14 protein-coding genes are annotated in these 18386 nt (G+C 49.5%); 3 read left to right on the forward strand and 11 right to left on the reverse strand.

All coding sequences use genetic code 11. The annotated features are described in order from the left end of the window. Window positions 1-78: 78 nt before the first annotated feature. Together IPL32_02830 and IPL32_02835 are read right to left on the reverse strand one after the other, a co-directional pair. Window positions 79-1332, reverse strand: coding sequence for a hypothetical protein (locus tag IPL32_02830; GenBank protein ID MBK8464739.1), 1254 nt, complete (start codon window positions 1330-1332; stop codon window positions 79-81). Between the two features lie 291 nt (window positions 1333-1623). Further along, entirely contained in the window at window positions 1624-2547 is a 924-nt protein-coding gene (locus IPL32_02835) for an RNA polymerase sigma factor (GenBank protein MBK8464740.1), read from the reverse strand. A 364-nt stretch (window positions 2548-2911) separates the two neighbouring features. On the opposite strand from IPL32_02835, the gene IPL32_02840 reads away from it, so the two are divergent. After that, entirely contained in the window at window positions 2912-5140 is a 2229-nt protein-coding gene (locus IPL32_02840; protein ID MBK8464741.1) for a carboxypeptidase regulatory-like domain-containing protein, read from the forward strand. 112 nt (window positions 5141-5252) lie between these two features. Here the strand turns inward: IPL32_02840 and IPL32_02845 are convergent, their stop codons facing one another. From IPL32_02845 to IPL32_02855, 3 genes are all read right to left on the reverse strand, one after another. Next, complete coding sequence (locus IPL32_02845; GenBank protein MBK8464742.1) at window positions 5253-5471, reverse strand: hypothetical protein; 219 nt, start codon at window positions 5469-5471, stop codon at window positions 5253-5255. Between the two features lie 666 nt (window positions 5472-6137). Next, window positions 6138-6413 (reverse strand): hypothetical protein, encoded by a 276-nt coding sequence (locus tag IPL32_02850; GenBank protein MBK8464743.1) that lies wholly within the window; start codon window positions 6411-6413, stop codon window positions 6138-6140. A 171-nt stretch (window positions 6414-6584) separates the two neighbouring features. Next, a complete protein-coding gene (locus IPL32_02855; protein ID MBK8464744.1) occupies window positions 6585-7079 on the reverse strand; it encodes a pyridoxamine 5'-phosphate oxidase family protein in 495 nt (164 codons plus the stop codon). A gap of 240 nt (window positions 7080-7319) precedes the next feature. Here IPL32_02855 and IPL32_02860 point away from each other — a divergent pair, with 240 nt between their 5' ends. After that, the gene (locus IPL32_02860; protein MBK8464745.1) at window positions 7320-7772 is read left to right on the forward strand and encodes a universal stress protein; all 453 of its coding nucleotides are present in this window, start codon (window positions 7320-7322) and stop codon (window positions 7770-7772) included. 12 nt (window positions 7773-7784) lie between these two features. Here the strand turns inward: IPL32_02860 and IPL32_02865 are convergent, their stop codons facing one another. Continuing rightward, window positions 7785-9689: a PAS domain S-box protein gene (locus tag IPL32_02865; protein ID MBK8464746.1), complete on the reverse strand. Its 1905-nt coding sequence runs from the start codon at window positions 9687-9689 to the stop codon at window positions 7785-7787. 6 nt (window positions 9690-9695) lie between these two features. Continuing rightward, entirely contained in the window at window positions 9696-11093 is a 1398-nt protein-coding gene (locus tag IPL32_02870) for a sigma-54-dependent Fis family transcriptional regulator (GenBank protein MBK8464747.1), read from the reverse strand. A 307-nt stretch (window positions 11094-11400) separates the two neighbouring features. Between IPL32_02870 and IPL32_02875 the strand changes: the two genes are divergently transcribed. Then, window positions 11401-12771, forward strand: coding sequence for an aminotransferase class V-fold PLP-dependent enzyme (locus tag IPL32_02875; GenBank protein ID MBK8464748.1), 1371 nt, complete (start codon window positions 11401-11403; stop codon window positions 12769-12771). Window positions 12772-13060: 289 nt separating this feature from the next. Here the strand turns inward: IPL32_02875 and IPL32_02880 are convergent, their stop codons facing one another. The 4 genes from IPL32_02880 to IPL32_02895 all read right to left on the reverse strand — a co-directional run bounded on the left by IPL32_02880 (window position 13061) and on the right by IPL32_02895 (window position 18121). Then, window positions 13061-13780 carry a tetratricopeptide repeat protein gene (locus IPL32_02880; GenBank protein ID MBK8464749.1) on the reverse strand — a complete coding sequence of 240 codons (720 nt, stop codon included), beginning with the start codon at window positions 13778-13780 and terminating at the stop codon, window positions 13061-13063. 292 nt (window positions 13781-14072) lie between these two features. After that, window positions 14073-15959, reverse strand: a complete 1887-nt coding sequence (locus IPL32_02885; protein MBK8464750.1) for a VCBS repeat-containing protein — start codon at window positions 15957-15959, stop codon at window positions 14073-14075. A gap of 144 nt (window positions 15960-16103) precedes the next feature. After that, window positions 16104-16739: a carboxypeptidase regulatory-like domain-containing protein gene (locus IPL32_02890; protein ID MBK8464751.1), complete on the reverse strand. Its 636-nt coding sequence runs from the start codon at window positions 16737-16739 to the stop codon at window positions 16104-16106. Further along, complete coding sequence (locus IPL32_02895; GenBank protein MBK8464752.1) at window positions 16736-18121, reverse strand: hypothetical protein; 1386 nt, start codon at window positions 18119-18121, stop codon at window positions 16736-16738. The genes IPL32_02890 and IPL32_02895 overlap by 4 nt, the downstream gene beginning before the upstream one ends. Between the last annotated feature and the right edge of the window lie 265 nt (window positions 18122-18386).

Genomic DNA, 18386 nt, shown 5'->3' on the forward strand with positions numbered 1-18386 from the left:
AGGTTGCATCAGGGCGTGTTCACCATCGCCCTGATGCCCGAGACTTCCCGTATCGTCCAAACGGGTAGTCAAACTTGCCTAGATTGAAGGCTGATTAAGCGTTACCAGCGGAATATCGAAGCTTTCGAGATCGCGGCATCCACCAGTTGTCAGGGTGGTCGCTTGGAATTCGTCAGCTAGCACCGCACCGCGGCAGCCCTCGATACGCGTTCCCGCCGCGCCGCCGCCGGCACCCGATGTCGCACCAGTCGTCTGCAACGTGATCGTCGTAACCGTGCTCGTCGGCGAAAGAGTTGTTCTGTAAAGAAGGCCTCTTTCGTTCAGAATGTACATGGTTCCATTTGCCTGGTTACCCAAACCGGTATCTCGCGAAAGAACGCCCGGAAGCAGGTGTTTGACAAGGCAGGCACTGCCAAAACTTACCGGAGTACCAACGGTACACTGGTCACCGCCTGATGCGGTTCCGCTTCCAAGATAGACTCGGTAGAGGGCACCAGCGTCACGAGTGTCGGGATCAGCAGCTCCTGCATCAACGTCAAAACGAAGTTCCGAACCGTATGCAAAACCGCTTGGCAGGATGGTGAATCCATCCATGTAAGGATTGATATCACCAACAGAAGGAACAGATGGTGAGCTGCCAACTGCACGCATCGGATTGGTCACGTCGGCACTCGCAACTGCTAAACCTGTCGTCGGATCGATCTTGTAAACGCGGCTGCGAATTGCCGGGAGTGCGATGAGGTCGTCGCTGGCGATCGAATAAAGAAAACCGTCGACAGCGTTGTATCCCAAGGCGGATTCTGAACCGAACGCGATGCAGGTCTCACCTATCTGCGGACCAACAATGCCGCTCGTTGTGAATGAAGTTCCGGGTGCTCCGACACCGACAGGGGCCGGAAGGCGATTGCCGGGTGACGGCACCGTCTGCTGTGGGCCGTTGTAGCGAAATGTTCTCAAATCGGTTGACAAACCGCTGATAGGGTCGCTGCCCGTGTTGCAGATCGAGATCTGTCCGGACAAAGTCGCAAATTCAGGAACACCGTAAAGTACGCCACCGATCGATGCGAGGCCTTCGTATTCACGTTGAACGCGTTCCCCCGTTCCGGCAGCGATCGACTCGTTCCAAACGCCATCGTTGTTTCGGTCAACGAGCAAATCACCAAGATATTTTGTCTCGCCACTTGCAAGGTTGACCCTGAAAAGCGCCTGCGGAAAATTCGTAGCATCCTGATCATTGTCCGAGACCATATAGCCAAATGTCTGGCCAAAAGCCACTGTTTGCATCGACACCATTACCGTGATGCAAAGAAAAATTTTAAAGAAGTTCTTCATTTTGTCTCCTATTCTCTTTTTTAACTAGTTAAATCAACGGCTTTTTCAGCCGATCTGTATCAAATTGAAAATGACATTAAAAATGTCCGCTTCGAGCCTTCGCCCGTCTAAACTGTTGACTAGCACAATGGAGAACTACGAGGGGCAATCGGAATTACCCTGGAGTGCGCCCCATGCGCAAAATAATCGATTCAAGATATAAGACGCTTTCGAGATACCATTTCTGACATTCTGCGCATTTTGTTCAGACTGATTTAATAGAAAGTTTACTTTCACTTCTTTCTACGAATCTCAAAATGCACGGCCAGAATTAACGAACGCGGTAATTAACACAATAAGAATTGCGAACACCGTTGTTTGGATCCCGCCAGAATCCAGAAATCTTCGTTGAGGTTGAACGTTGCAGCTATCTAAGGGATGGCGGTGTCTTAACAAAGGAATTCTTAGCAACTCGTTTACTGTGTCGAGGCAGCTTAGACAACTCACAAGGTGGCTGATATCCTCGCGGCCAATCTCATTGCTTTTTAGATAAAGTCTTCGCCATTCATTCGCTGAAAGACACTTTCCCGACGCGTGCAAAAATATGATCGATTGAATCTCAGCAGTTAAATTGTCGCCCGTGGTATTGTGATTATTCAGTTGGGATTCTTTTTTTATGCCCTGATTGGATTTCTCCATTCTTCCCTCACCGCAAAGATACTCAGTCACCTCTGCCCTCACCTTCGACATCCTCACCTCAACCGAATTTTGGGGTCGTTTAAGGAGCTTCTTTATCTCGAATGGGTAATACCCAAGAAAGTACCTAAAAATTAAAACACTAGCGGAAATTGATTTCTCTTTTCTTTTGCAAGCGTAGTAACAGATATCAAGAAGCTGGTCTCGGGCCGCGCCTGAAATACGAGGATCATGGACAAGTCCCATTGAGTTAGGCGACATTTCATCGACGATTGGGACCTCGCGCCGTGAGGTCTTTCGCCTAAGTTGGGAAACATAAGTGTTTTTTATCGCGGTAAATAGGAAGCTTTTGATATTTTCTATTTCCGAAAGGTCACTTGGCGAACGCTTACATTTGATAAAAACATCGTGAACAAGATCTTCAGACAGCGGCTTGTTGTTGTTGGAAACAACATTCGCCCATCGCATCATTGCTGGATAATTTTCATCAAATATCTCATCAACAACTGCGCTCTTATCCCTGGCTAATTTAGGCATCATAAATAAACTTCTACCGTAATAAGTACTAAAGGACCTTAATATCGCTGATGAATCTAAATTAGTTGTTTGAAGTTACAAAAGTGTTAGGTTGAGGAGAACAATACATCAAATCTTAGTTACATTTTCACAGTTTGACAGGAAAAGTGCTCTTCGGGCGCGTCATTCACAAAGCAAAAACCTTCCGAATAGAAACCCTCGAACTCGATAATTAACAGAAAATTTATTCTGTTGTGACATAAAGGTCATTTCAAGCTGTTTACCATTACGAAGACAGCAAAAGGAATGGGTTTTAATTTTGGACGTGATGTGAAGGTCTGCGTCGGAGTTCTTTGCTTGCTGGATAAAATCTTCTTAGGAGTGCCATATGATAAAAAATAATAAGTCGTTCAGTTTCACAAGCACCAAGTTGGTTGCCGTAGCGATTATCAGTGCAATAATATTTTCCATCTTACCAGTGGTCATCGGAGCCTATGGTGGACATGCGTTCGGCGGAAACACCTTGGTAGCGGGGCCAGGTATATTTTTAAACGAAGTAAACGTTGATACGCCTAATCCGGCTAGCGAAGAGTGCGAATATATAGAAATTAAAGGTCCTGCCAGCACGCAGGCTCCTAACAATCTTTTCTTCCTTTCGATTGACGGAGATTCCGGTCAATTTGGAATTGTCACTTACCTTGGCAATCTGACAGGCGTTAGCTTTGGTTCGAATGGAACGATTACGATCATTAGTAACTCTGACATATGTGCCGGTCGAACTTATCCGGCTGGTACTACAGTGCTTGAGGTCAACAGTATCGCTCTCGGCTTCGGAGGCGAAACATTTCTGCTTGCAACTTCGACCAACCCGACACAGATTTTCGAGGGCCAGGACCTTGATGTCAACAACGACGGCGTTCTCGATGCTTCCTTCGGCCTAACGCCAGTTGACGGCGTTGGTTGGGTTCTCAGCGGAAGTTTTAACGTAGTTTACGGCGGTTCTCCCATTCTTGTGGACAGCGGAAACACGGACTTGCCAGACGCAACGACGAGATTTGAAGCGAGTATTACGGCATTTGACGCAGCGTCTTGGTACTACGGCGAGTTGGCCGGGCCTAGTGGCAACAGCACGGTGTATACTGCTCCTTTAAGCCCCAACTTTCCGGCCTGTGGTCTTTTGACTCCTGGGGCTCCTAATACGCCAAATTGCGGTGGAACTCCAACGGCGACAGCAACGAATACGCCGACCACAGTGCCTTCAAACAGCCCGACGAGCACGGCGACGGATACGGCAACACCGACATCTACACCAACAAATACGCCGACCGCGACAGCAACAAATTCATTTACGCCAACATCAACACCTACGGGTGCTGGAACGCCATCAATTGCCGGAACAGTAACCTACGGCAACCCAGCATCGCCTACGACTAAGTTCATCTCAAATGCGCAGGTGACAAGCACAGTAGGATCGCCGGTTGTTACGGATAACACGGATGCACCGGGCGGAACAGCTGGACAATATACGCTGACCGGATTCGGTGCGGGTAACTACACGATTGGTGTTACGAAGACGACCGGTCAGAACGGCATCTCTTCAGCTGATGCGGCGAGGATTGCCCAGCACGTTTCAGCTGTTTCTGTTATCCCAACTTCTCGTCAGAGGATAGCGGCAGACGTAACGAATAACGGAGCACTGTCATCGACCGACGCAGCACAGATCGCGAGATTTGTGTCGGGCCTAGGGCCACCAATTGGTATCACCAACACGTGGAGGTTCTTTGTCCCGAGCGTAACCGAACCGACGTTCCCGATCGGAGCATCACCGACTACAAGGTCATACACAGACCCGATCGGTGTTCAGACCGGACAGGACTACATCGGTATCCTTGTGGGCGAGGTGACGGGTAACTGGGCAGCAGGTCCGCTTCGACCGGCAGCAGGTCCTGAAAGGAGCACGGCAATAGCAGCTCCGAGACTTGTGACACCGGCAGACAGCGAAGTGATCATACCTGTGGCTATCAACGGAGCGGTGAATAAGGGAATTATCTCTTATGAATTCGATCTCCGTTATGATCCGACAGTGATCCAGCCTCAAGCAGAGCCTGTTGACCTGGCAGGAACGGTTAGCCGCGGCTTAACAGCAGTGGCAAACCCGAACGAGCCGGGACTGCTGAGAGTGGTCATGTACGGAGCGTATCCGATCGACAGCAACGGATTGCTGCTCAATCTCAAGTTCACGGCAGTCGGAGCCCCTGGTTCCACCTCGCCGCTTACTTGGGAGAACGTGATGTTCAATGAAGGCGATCCGGGAACACTTACAACGGACGGAGCGATCGAATTGTCAGCCTCGGCACCAAACCAGGCCGAGCTGACAGGCCGTGTGGTGAACACGATGGGACAGGGCATTGCAAATGCCCGCGTCACATTGACGGACACCACAACGGGAGCGATCCGTTCTGCAATGTCGAATGGATTCGGAGTTTATCGTTTCGGAGGGCTGACAGTCGGCCAGACGTACACGATCAGCGTCGATTCCAAGCACTCAACATTCGCCCCGCTGACGGTCAGCATCACTAACCATTCGGTTGGTGTCGATATGATCGTCCAACAGTAAGCTATCTGGCCACCAAATCAAAAAGAGGCTGCTCTGAATACTCAGGCAGCCTCTTAGTATTTACTAGCGATGCTTAACCGGTGAATAGATCTTTTATGGATATAGCAAATTACTAGTATTCAGAAATTTTCTTAGCTTGCGATCTCGTCTTAACAGTGGATCTTGCTGGCTTTGCTGCAACCGATTTCTCCTTGGCATTTGGTGTGTTCGCCGCAGTCTTGCGTGTTAGTGTAGGCGTAGGTGTTGATTCAACAGCTTTCAATTTAGCTTTGACATCCGCCAACTTTTTCTTGGTTTTAGATAGTTCTGCCTTTAGCTTTTTCTTCTTCATCGTAGATCTCCTTATAAACTTTGGAGAGTATCATACGATATTTTTCAATCCTTTATGTTACAAAACATGTTAAATCTTTAACTTATCGTTAACATTTCGGATTAAGACTCATTGTTACAGGATTCCGGAACTTGCACGATCAATGATCTCTGTCATGGAACCTCTAACAACCATTTTTTCAAGGAGTTCAAACAATGCCTCTCCAGAGCGTTATTTTACTAACGACGAAGAAGATTTGCTACAAAATTCTAGGCCGAATTCGGTGGTGGGAATTTGGGTGGGAATTGAAAAACGGGCACCTCGTGGTGCCGGTAAGTAATTGAAAACATTGGTGCCGTCTACAAGAATTGAACTTTTGGCCTATCGCGTGTGAAATCCGAGATCAGTGGTTAGAACCGTCAAGACGATGAGTGATTTGGTATGTAGCGAGAAATGTAACAACCACTTGCTCATCTGGACTGTTACCAGTTGGAAACCAATGTTACAGCCTCCAGTGAATATAGCCTCATAACACTCAGTAGCACTCTATGAACTTTGCCCGAAAAGAATTTGTAATCATCAGGTCGGCGGTTCAAATCCGTTCACCGGCTCCAGTAAATATAGGGTCTCAGCCTACAAAAGATGAGACCTTATTTTATTGATGTGGCTAGAATATAGTTCAAACTTTCAGACGTGTTTATATGCTGAAAAACCCCGAACCTCTTTTACGTGCATTTGTGTCTTGGACTTAAGCGACCGCACAGCTTCTGGAACCTTTTCTTCGTTTTGCAAAGGGTGTGCTACTGCGGCAGGCAGAACGCACATCATTCCCATAAAAACGAGGCCAAATGCAATAAAGCCGAATGCCACGACGGCTACCATAGTCAGAACACCTGCGATGGACATAACGCCGACGGAAACAAAATAAACTAACCAAAGAAAACTGTAGGACCTGGGTGACATATAAAACCTCCGAATGATCATATTAGTAAATGGCACGTCCAACGGATCAGCCACCTATACCATGAGCAAACGTTATGCCACCTGAGTGCATTGATTTTATGGGAGTTTTTCGCTAGAAATACGCGAAAATTTTCGCAATACCGCGAATTTGTTCATATGTGTAAGGCCTTACTAAATAAGCCTGTCTTGGTCTGCTTTACTCAGCGGAACGAACGGCTTATCCCCGAGTCGGTTTATGGATCTTCGCCCGCTTGTAACTGTCGGGGTTATGCGGTAAACGACCTCAATGTTCTCACGCACCCAGTTGTCCATCCACCTAATGCTCACAGCCGGTGTTAATGTCGGATTTCCTTTGACGATCAACTCAAGTGCACGATCACGCTCCGCTCCATCTTTGATCTGGTCCGCTACGCCTTCGAGGATAACGCTCGTCCAATGCTGATTATCGACGACCTCTTCAACCTGCAAACAAACATTGGGATTTTCTCTTATGATCTCAAACTTTTTACCTTCGGTAGTGTAAATAAAGACCGCCCCGTCATCGTATGCGTAATGAACCGGCACTACGTAGGGTCGATTATCACGACAACAGGCAAGATGGGCATAGCCAATGCGGCTAAGTATTTCCGTTATTTCACTTTCGGATAGATCTTCGATTTCGATCATGGCTTGATTCTCCAATTAGGAATTTTCTCAACCATAGCATATGCAACTCGCGTGCCCGTGAAAAACTTACTATCTCGCGCGTAAATTTTCACAGCTACATCGAACTCTAACTCTAAGCCATTCTTCCAAACACAGTGTTTATAAGAAAGCTGTAATATCAATCCGCCACAAATGATCTGGAATGCTGATTGCGGTAACAGATTGTGTTATAACGACTCAACTTTTAATGAGGGTAGAAAGATGAAAATACTAATTGCAACAGATGGTTCCGATTTTAGTGCTGCGGCGATCAAAGAATGCTGTCGCATGATCATACGTCCTGACAACACCGAAGTGCTTATAGTTTCGGTCTACGAGGATGCATATCCGATAATGGCCGAACCGTATGCAATTTCGGCTGAGTATTATCAAAAGCTGGACGATGCCGTCCTCGAGCTGGCCACGAACTTTGTCGCCGACGCGAAAAAGATCGTCCGCGATGCGTTTCCTTCAGCTGAATTTGCCATTGAAACCGAAGTTTTGCGTGGTCCGCCGGACCAGCAGATAATCGAAAAAGCCAATGAATGGAATGCGGACCTTATAGTCGTTGGTTCGCACGGCCGTGGGTTTTGGGGGCGGTTACTCGGCTCTGTTTCCAATGGCGTTGTGCATCATGCTCCTTGTTCTGTACTCGTCGTGAGAAAGCCGAATTAAATTATTTCGATTTTAAGAAAGCAACTCCGCAAGTTCTTTCAGCAGCGTTTCGGCTGAAAATGGTTTTGAAAGAAAAGCGTTTACTCCTAGGCTTTGTAGCTCGGAGGCCGTTCCCTCATTTGTCAGGCCACTCATTGCGACGATCTTGATATTCGGATCCATTTTCTTTATTGCCCTCACTAGTGCCGTCCCGTCCATATATGGCATCGACATATCGGTCAATACAGCCGCGATCTCTTTAGTGTGCTGTGAGTAAACGGCTAGGGCGTCAGTACCGTCAACCGCCGTAAGCGTTTGATAGCCAAATTTGGTTAGCGTCGCTTCGGCCACATTGCGGATATTCTCTTCGTCATCGACTATCAAGATCAATTCCCCGCTGCCATGTGGAAGGGCGTTTTTTGCTGCGATGACGGCTTTTTCAGAATGAGCTTCGGCCGATGGCAGGTATATCGAGAACTTGGTTCCCCGCTTTGGCTCACTATAGACATTGATAAATCCGCCATGGCTCTTGACGATCGTCAGGGTAGTTGCAAGACCAAGGCCGGTTCCTTTTCCGATCTCTTTGGTAGTAAAGAACGGGTCAAAAATTCGTTTGACGATTTCGTCAGTCATTCCTGTACCGGTATCGTTCACTGTCAAAAGAACGTAATTACCGGGCTCGGCGTCGAGATTCATACGGGCGTAATTGTCATCTATCACCACATTCTCAGCATTTATCGTAAGCGTTCCGCCCGATAGCATCGCGTCGCGGGCGTTGATACAGACGTTCATCAGGACCTGATGGATCTGAGTCGGGTCGGCAGAGATCGTCCACAGATCAGTGGCAATGTCATATTTGACCGAGATCGATTTGGGAAGCGTCTCGTTGAGGACGCCGACGAGGTCCTTGACGATGTGTTTTAGCTGGACGGGAAGATGCTCACCCGACATTCCACGTGCAAATGTGAGTACTTGATTTACGAGATCGGAGCCGCGTTCGGCACTCTCTTTGATCATGCTAAGCCATCGCTTCGAATCATCGTCATTAACATTTAGCCGCAGCATGTCAACCGCCATCATTATTGGCGAAAGAATATTATTTAGATCGTGTGCGATACCGCCTGCTAAGGTACCGATGGATTCCATTCGTTGGGCACGAAACAAATGTTGTTCTGTTCGTTTCTGCTCGGTGATATCTGTATTTGTAACGAGATAGTAATCCGGTTTGCCTTGATCGCTGCGCACCAAGGTCCAGCGACTATCAACAATTATCGTTTCGCCAGCGTGCGTAGTATGCCGTGATTCGGATTTCCATTCATCTGCCTTTTCAAGAGCCTCTTGTGCCTGTCTAACGTGCTCAGGATCGCCGCCGCACAAAATGTCGATTACATGTCGGCCAAAAACTTCCTCGGCAAGCCAACCGTAAATACGTTCAGCACCTTTGTTCCAATACAATATCTGAAAATTGAGATCACAGACGAGAATCGCATCCTGAGCCTTGTCAAGGAGCGAGGCTTGTTGGCTGATGCGTTCTTCGCCGAGTTTTCGCTCTGTGATCTCATAACGGATCGAGACGTACTGAAACGGCTTTTTATCCTCATCAAGAAGCGGCACAATGGTCGTATCCACCCAATAGATCGACCCGTCTTTGGCTCGGTTTCGCAAGTCGCCACGCCATACTTTACCGTTTGCAATCGTCGTCCAAATATTGCGAATGTATTCCTTGGGATGGTAACCGGAGTTGATCATCCGATGGTCCTGTCCCATCAGTTCATCACGGCTGTATTGAGAAATTTCACAGAATTTATCGTTGATAAAAGTGATCCGGCCCGTCTGATCGGTCATCGCGACGATCGCCGATTCGTCGAGCGCCCGTTTGAGATCCGTAAGCTCTTTTAGCGGATCTTTTTCTGCGGATGTATTTTTCTTTTCGGTCACCTGGTTCTACTTATCGGCTGCGTCCATATCGTAACCGGCTTTTTTGAGTTTGTAACGGAGTTGGTCGCGCGAAATGTCGAGCAGCTTGGCCGCACGCGTCAGATTGCCGTCAGTGCGTTCGAAAGCCTGCCGAGCCAGTTCAAACTCCACTGTTTCCAGCGGAACACCATCTGCAGGCAGAACAAATGTGGAGCCGCCCGCCGATTGACTCGAATGTCCTCCGAGCATATCCGCAGGCAGATGGGCAGACGTGACAAGGTCGCCGTCCTCAAGAATGGAGGCTCGTTCAATGACGTTTCTTAGCTCTCGTACATTGCCGCTCCAACTATACTTGCGAAATATCCGCTCGACATCAGGGGCCAACCCTGACAAAGATTTTCCACGGCGTTTAAGATTGACCCGATCGATGTAGTAGTTCGCAAGTAGAATAATGTCGTCACCTCGCTCGCGGAGCGGTGGAATATCGACCTGTATGACCGACAGCCGAAAGTAAAGATCGAGCCGAAAATTACCGTTCTCGCTTTCCTGTTTCAGGTTCCTGTTCGACGCGGCGACGATCCGCGCGTCGAGCTTGATATCCTTCAGGCCGCCAACGCGGCGAAATGTACTTTCCTCGAGTACCCGTAAAAGCTTTGCCTGCAGCGAGATATCCATCTCACCGATCTCATCCAAAAAGATCGTGCCGCCGTGAGCCTGTTCGAAAAGCCCTTCTTTTTTTGTTTTGGCGTCGGTAAAGGCTCCCTTTTCATAACCGAATAGCTCCGATTCGATAAGATTCGCTGGTAATGCCGCGCAATTGATAGCGAGGTACGGAGCTTCGGCCCTTTCGGACGCAAAATGTATCGCTCTCGCAAAAAGGTCCTTGCCAGTACCGGTTTCTCCATTGAGCAGGATCGAGCCGACGTCTGAAACAGCAACTCGCCTAGCGAGTTCCATGGCCTTTTTCATAGCATCGGACTCACCGATAATCTCTGAGAAATCAAAACTGCGCTTTCGTTCGTTTCGTGCCTGTCTGACCTCACGGCGAAGCTCTCGTGTTTCGCTTGCGTTTCGAAGCGTGACCCTCAGTTCCTCGATCCTGACCGGCTTTCCAATAAAATCATGCGCCCCACCGCGAAGGGCCGCAACAGTATTTTCGACGTCGACATTGCCCGTGATCATCACCGCGATGGTCTCCGGGCTCTGCTCTTTTATGTGGGTCAAAACATCTAAGCCCGAACCGTCCGGCAGGTCAATATCGAGCAGAACGATCCCCGGTTCTTCGTCGGCAAAAACCCTTTTGGCGGACTTAACACTGTCAGCTTCGAAGGTTTCGTATTCCCATGCCTTTAGCGCCTCGCTAAGTGCCATTCGCACAAAGCGGTCGTCATCAACAATCAGAACTTTCCCAGTCTTATCTGCCATATCTCGTTCCTTGCCAGTTTTAGTAACAATATGAATATAATTAGCACGACAGCGGCTATTCAAGAAATGCAGCGCGAAAAAATCCACACTGCGGAAACTCTGAAGGTGACGCAAACGAGGACCAAGAATGCTCTATATTAGTGCATTTTATCAACATTGTCGGCTTTCGATGCCAAATCTCACCCGAAATTATTAGCCCAAGACTAATTCTCGAAACCTGGTCCGCTAGTTGCACTTCGTCTAATGGAGTTAAGATATCCAAAATATCGTTCATTAGAATTTTCAACAGCGGGCCGTCTAAAATATAATGCATAACGTAGATCTTGACCTGGTAGAAATGTCGCTCGATGTGATCAAGTACGCGATCGCGAGGATCTCTGACACCGACCCAAAGCTCGGCTTTCCAGTGAAGGCTGAGGAGTTAAAGAAACGTGTCGGTGAGACGATCACACCAAAGGGCATCGGCGGCGAAATGGCGTTCCAATTGTTCCGCGATGTGCTGGTCCAGGCCAGCGTCCCTATCGATCATCCTCGTCATCTGGCTTTCGTGCCGGCATCGCCGACGCGGTCCGCGATCCTGTTTGACCTTGTCACATCGGCGACGAGCGTCCATGGAGCATTTTGGCTCGAAGGTGCGGGTTGCATCTTCGTTGAGAACCAGGCAATGGAATGGCTGGTGTCGCTAACAGGAATGCCCGCCGGATCGTTCGGCGTCTTTACGAGCGGCGGCACCGAAGCTAATCTCTCGGCGATGGTCACAGCTCGCGAATACTGGCGTAGCCAGGACGAAGGGAGGCGAATGCAGCGCGGCCTCCTCATTACATCGAGCGGCGCTCATTCGTCTGTTAAAGCGATGGCTAGGGTGATCGATGCGGACATCATTTTTATTGACAATGAACGTCTCGAAGGGTCGCGACTATCTGACGCGATTGCAAAAATGTCCAAGGCCGACCGAGAACGATTGTTTGCAGTTATCGTCACCGGCGGCACTACGAATGCCGGGATAATCGATGATCTTGCAGGGATCGCAGCTATCTGCGGAGTTGAAAGCATCTGGATGCACGTTGACGCCGCATATGGAGGAGGGGCTCTTGCAGCGCCGTCAGTCCGTCATTTATTTAATGGCATCGAACGAGCCGACAGCGTCACCATCGACCCGCACAAATGGCTGTTTGCTCCGTACGATTGCGGTGCGGTAATCTACCGAGATCCCTCACTCGCCAAAAAGGCCCATACTCAAGAAGGCTCGTATCTGGACTATTTCAATGACGAATGGGTTACGGGTTTTAATCCGTCGGACTATCAGATACAACTAACACGGCGCGTCCGCGGCCTGCCGCTTTGGTTTTCGCTGGCTATGCACGGGACCTATCGGTACACAGCCGCCATCGAGCGGGGCATCGAGCTGGCAAAAACAGCAGGCCGGTTGATCACTGAGACGCCCCATACTCAACTTGTTCGCGAACCGAGCCTTTCCTGCGTTTTGTACAGGCGACTCGGCTGGTCACCCGAAGACTACAGGGCGTGGACATACCGCAATCACAAATCCGGCTTTGCACTTGTGGCTCCAACCCATTGGAAAACCGGTGAAAACAATGAAACCGTATCGCGATTTTGTTTCATAAACCCAAACACAACCGAGCAGGACATCAAAGACATCTTGGCGACAATGGCTTAGGGTTCCTTCGCAATAGAGAGATCGGTAAATACCCTTTTACGTAAACGCTTATTCTGCGGCGAGGTCGAGAACCGTTGTGACTGTTCCACGTATCCCACGATTTTGCGAAAAAAATTGTTTTTGGACAAAGGGAATAACTTTATGACCGCCCTGAAACATGGGTTGTCAGAGATCAATTAGTCTACTTTTTTGCGCATATACTTGTTTCAATATCAGTGAACATTTCTATTTATGCACCATCAAGAAATGCAAAAGCCTCGCCCATTCATGGCGTAGGCTTTTGTATTTATTACTTCGCGGCTCCGATGTTCTGAATTTCCTCACGGAGTCTTGCGATAGATTTATTGGCGGGCTCGATGGCCTCGAGTTTCGCGAGTGCCTCGGTTGCTTTTAACATTTCGCCTTTTTTGGTGTAGGCAACCGTTATATTTTGCAATGATTGTATGTGCTTCGGGTCGATCTCCAGGGCTCGGTTAAATTCCTGGATCGCACGGTCGTAATTCGGCGGTTCGCGGAAAACGAACGTTAGGCCGAGGTCGGTGCGAACATCCAGATCATCCGCCTTTTTGGCGATCGCTGCGATGTACCATTTTTCGGCCTCTTCGAACTGTTCGGCATCAAAATTGGCATTGCCAAGACGCACTATGACCTCGCGATCGTCGGGTTTTATCTTATTGGCTGTCTTTAGGTAATTGATCGCTTCGTCATACCGATCGATTTGGTAATACGTGTCGGCAGCTGCGATCTGGGCGTCAAAATCTGCCGGTGATTTCTTTGCCTTTTCGATCGCGGCCATTATCTCGGGCTGCATTCCTCCTGACGGCGCAGTCCCGTTTGTTTCACCAGTTTCAGTGATTGCAGGGTGGCCGGGCGGCAAATTTGAATTAGTTTTCATCTCTGTGGACGCTGCTATTGTGCTGTTCTTATTGAAAGAGTTTGCAACCATAAACCCGATGACCAGTCCAACGAAAAGCCCAATAATTCCGAAAAGTATGTTGTTCTTCCCCATAAATTTATAAATACGAATCTTGTTCCTGGAGCAAATAGCTCGTCCACAATAGGTTAATTTAATAACAGAATACTACCAAGCCGACAGACTGCCTCATTATCGATATGTGACCCGCGAATACCGAAATCCGCGAAGGCCATCCATGCGACTAGGGCTGGATTAGCATTCTTTTGAGTCTGTTTCAAGATCGGCGTTTTTCCACTATTTACTGCCTAATCATATTAATAAGCTCTAAAAGATGCCGGGCCGCTCTCGTCGCTGAACAGCCCGGGTTGTCTCTTGTAACGGCTGCTTACTTGATGTAAGCACCAGCTATGGGTTTGTCCGACGCGAGGCCGAAGACCCTTGTGTTGATCGAGCCTGAACTGCTCATCCACATATACCAGGTTCCGCCACGGTAGATCGCGGGATCGGTCTTACCGTCTCCATCGTAGTCGGCAGGTGCAAGCAAATCGGTGTCCAACCCCCATTGATGATTTACATGTTGCCCGTTCGAGCTTTGTTTTATATACCAGATACCGTTTCTGAATATCGCGGTGTCAGTCTTCAAATCCCCATCGTAGTCGGCGGGAACAAATTTATCTGTCGGTAAACCCCAATACTCGTATCGCGTTACTCCATTCAAACTCTCGACTATATACCAGACCGCGTTTGATGGCCGGAAAACTGCAAGATCCATCTTGCCGTCGCCATCAAAATCTCCTCGCATGGCGCGGTCTCCAGTCGTGCCCCATGCACGATAAGTTACTATTCCTGTCGGGTTGTTCAGCGAACCACGGTAAAAGAAGTAGCTCTGGGAACCAATAGCCGAATCACGAAAAACGGCAGGATCGGCCTTACCATCTCCGTCCCAGTCACCGGTTATGGTCGGATCATCGCCGGTTTGTCCGAACACTTCGGTCCTTACCGTGTTTGTCGAACTCTGCAGAATATAATACGCTGCCTGCGTCGCTACATCCTCACGCCAAACGGCAATGTCTGCTTTATTATCGCCATCAAAATCGGCGGGCGTCAGTTTATCGGTTGCAATTCCCCACTGAACCGCACTAAATCCACCGGTACTCTGATTGAGATACCAGTAGCCTTCACTTGGCCGAAAAACACCACTGTCTGCTCTGCCGTCTCCGTCAAAATCAGAAAACCCATGATTCGGCGTTACAACGGGCGTCGCCGTCGGCGTACTTGTGGGTGTGTTTGCTGGAGTATTCGTCGGCGTCACAGTTGGAGTGTTAGTCGCGGTTACAGTTGCAGTTGGAGAATTCGGTGGCGTATTTGTCGGCGTCATCGTTGGGGCGTTGGTCGCTGTTGCCGTTACTGTCGCTGTTGCTGTACCCGTTGACGTAAACGCCGGCGTCATCGTCGGGGTATTTGAATTGGTGCTTGTCGGTGTATTTGTTGCTGTATTTGTTGGGGTGTTCGTTGGTGTATTTGATGGCGTATTCGTCGGAGTAAGTGTTGGTGTATTTGTCGCAGTCAGCGTCGGCTTATTTGTTGGAGTACTCGTCGGTGTCTTTGTTGCTGTATTTGTTGGCGTGTTAGTCGCAGTTAACGTCGGTGTGTTGGTTGGTGTATTCGTTGGTGTATTTGTCGGTGTCGACAGTCCGCCCGCTTGAATGGCGGCCGTCTTGGTATAGGTTTGATCACCGCTGTCGTTTCCATCGTTATCCCCCTGCAACCCGGCAGCGTACATTGTTATCGCTCCTACATTCGTTGCCGGGGCGGTCCAGTTAAAAGACCAGCTTGCAGCTCCGGTTTGCCCCGGGAAAAAGCCCGAGCCACTTTGTTCTATGTAATTGCGGCCATTACCCGTTCTGGTCCTCGTAACAGCCGTTATGTTCGCAAATGTGCCGGCGGCGGTATTCGTTCCGTTGAGGGCAGTTAATTCAAACCCCCACGCTGTTCTCGATGAGTCAGCGGTCGCATGCTGTACCTGTATTACATACGTTTGACCCGGGACGTAGTTTGCAGGAGCGACGATATTAAATTGACCCGACCCCGCATTTTGCGAGTGACAAGATGTGCACGTCGTTTCGCCTGGTGCTCCGGTCCGCCCAATCGGCGGGCCGTCGCTGTCAGCTTGTACTTTCTTCGTTTCGCCAGAAAAAATAAATGCCAAGACCGCAATGACGGTAAATATTGCAATGGCAACAACCTTGATAGATTTAATATTCAGTTTCATACAGCTTATCCCCCTTTCCATTCTTTGGCGTTAGCCAGTTTCCAAATTAAGCATTTGAATTTTTATCAAATGCTTTTAGGCTGCGGTTTGTATTTCCGCCAAAAACGAGAAAGTGGGAGCTTTCTCGCACGTTTGTTCGCCGCCTTATGGTTTGGCGATTATTTCGACGCCGATCACTTGACCGGTAACGCTGACCGTCAGCGGTGCAAATGTTGAGTGCTTGGAATCGACGCTGACCGTGTACGTCTGGCCGACTGTCAGCCCTCCGAAACGATATGCTCCGAATCCATTCGACATTGCAGAACAGATCGCTCCCGTTGTGGTGTCCGTCAATGTGACGCGGGCATTTGCAATGCCCTGTCCCATCGTGTTCACCACACGGCCTGTCAACTCGGCCTGGTTTGGTGCCGAGGCTGACAATTCGATCGTTCCGTCCGTTGCAAGCGTTCCCGGATCGCCTTCATTGAACATCACGTTCTCCCAAGTAAGCGGCGAGGTGGAACCAGGGGCTCCGACTGCCGTGAACTTGAGGTTGAGCAGCAATCCGTTGCTGTCGATCGGATACGCTCCGTACATGACCACTCTCAGCAGTCCCGGCTCGTTCGGGTTTGCCACTGCTGTTAAGCCGCGGCTAACCGTTCCTGCCAGGTCAACAGGCTCTGCCTGAGGCTGGATCACTGTCGGATCATAACGGAGATCGAATTCATAAGAGATAATTCCCTTATTCACCGCTCCGTTGATAGCCACAGGTATGATCACTTCGCTGTCAGCCGGTGTCACAAGTCTCGAGCTGCTATTGCCGTGCTCCTTTCAGGACCTGCTGCCGGTCGAAGCGGACCTGCTGCCCAGTTACCCGTCACCTCGCCCACAAGGATACCGATGTAGTCCTGTCCGGTCTGAACACCGATCGGGTCTGTGTATGACCTTGTAGTCGGTGATGCTCCGATCGGGAACGTCGGTTCTGTTACGCTCGGTACGAAGAACCTCCACTGGTTCGTCAGCCCTACAGGTGCTCCAAGCCCTGACACAAACCTTGCGATCTGTGCTGCGTCGGTTGATGACAGTGCTCCGTTGTTGGTCACGTCTGCCGCGATCCTTTGACGGGATGTCGGGATAATGTTCGAACCGGCCACATGTTGGGCGATCCTAGCAGCATCAGCTGATGAGACTCCGTTCTGTCCCGTCGTCTTCGCCACTCCGACAGTGTAATTACCCGCACCAAAGCCGGTCAGCGTATATTGTCCCGCTGTTCCGCCCGGTGCCGCTGTTGTCGTCGTAACGAGCGGCGATCCCACCGTACTTGCCACCGTCGCGTTCGAGATGAACTTCGTGGTCGGCGATGCTGGGTTACCGTATGTTACCGTTCCGGCGATCGAAGACGTTCCACCGTTCGTTGGTGTTGCAGCAGGTGTATTCGTCGATGTTACCGTTGCCGTATTTGTCGCGGTGGATGTAGATGTCGAAGTCGGTGTCGGAGTATCTGTCGCTGTTGCCGTTGACGTCGGTGTAAAGGTAGATGTTGACGTTGCGGTAGCCGTATTAGTTGGTGTACTCGTTGGTGTATTTGTCGGTGTCGACATTCCGCCCGCTTGAATTGCGGCGGTTTTGGTATAGGTTTGATCGCCGCTTTCGTTTCCATCGTTATCCGCCTGCAATCCGGCAGCGTACATTGTGATTGGTCCTACATTCGTAGTTGGAGCCGTCCAGTTAAAAGACCACGTTGCCCCACCCGTCTGACCCGGGAAAAACCCTGTGCCACTTTGTTCTATGTAGATGCGGCCGCTTCCTGCTGTTCTGACCCTCGTGACAGCCGTTATGTTCGCAAATGTGCCGGCAGCTGTGTTCGTCCCGTTCAGAGCGGTCAGTTGAAAACCCCACGCTGCTCTTGATCCGTCTGCCGTGGCGTGCTGCACCTGAACTACATATGTTTGCCCCGGTACATAATTTGCAGGAGCGATGATATTAAATTGACCCGACCCCGCATTTTGCGAGTGACAAGATGTGCACGTCGTTTCGCCGGGAGCTCCGGTCCGCCCGGTTGGCGGGCCGTCGCTGTCTGCCAGGACGTTCTGGTTTTGGTTTGAAAAAATAAATGCGAAGACCGCAATTACGGTAAATATTGTGATTGTGACGACCTTGATAGATTTAATGTTCGGTTTCACTGCCTTTTCCTCCTGATGTGATTGCAGAGTCCTTCTCCAATCTGAAGACGCAATTTACGTGCCTGCTATCACAAACAAATTGTTTAACGATTAACTTTGATTAACACATTGTTGAAAGCATTCTACACTCCTCGCATCACGAGCGAGCTGTGGATTTCTGGCACGCACCGCGTATAATTTCGCGGGAGTTGAGTAACCATTGTGATATCGGTCACATTATGTATTTCGTTTCTGGAATAGCATAGAGAAGACTTAATCGTGCACG

The sequence above is a fragment of the Chloracidobacterium sp. genome (genome assembly GCA_016711345.1).
Classification (GTDB): Bacteria; Acidobacteriota; Blastocatellia; order Pyrinomonadales; family Pyrinomonadaceae; genus OLB17.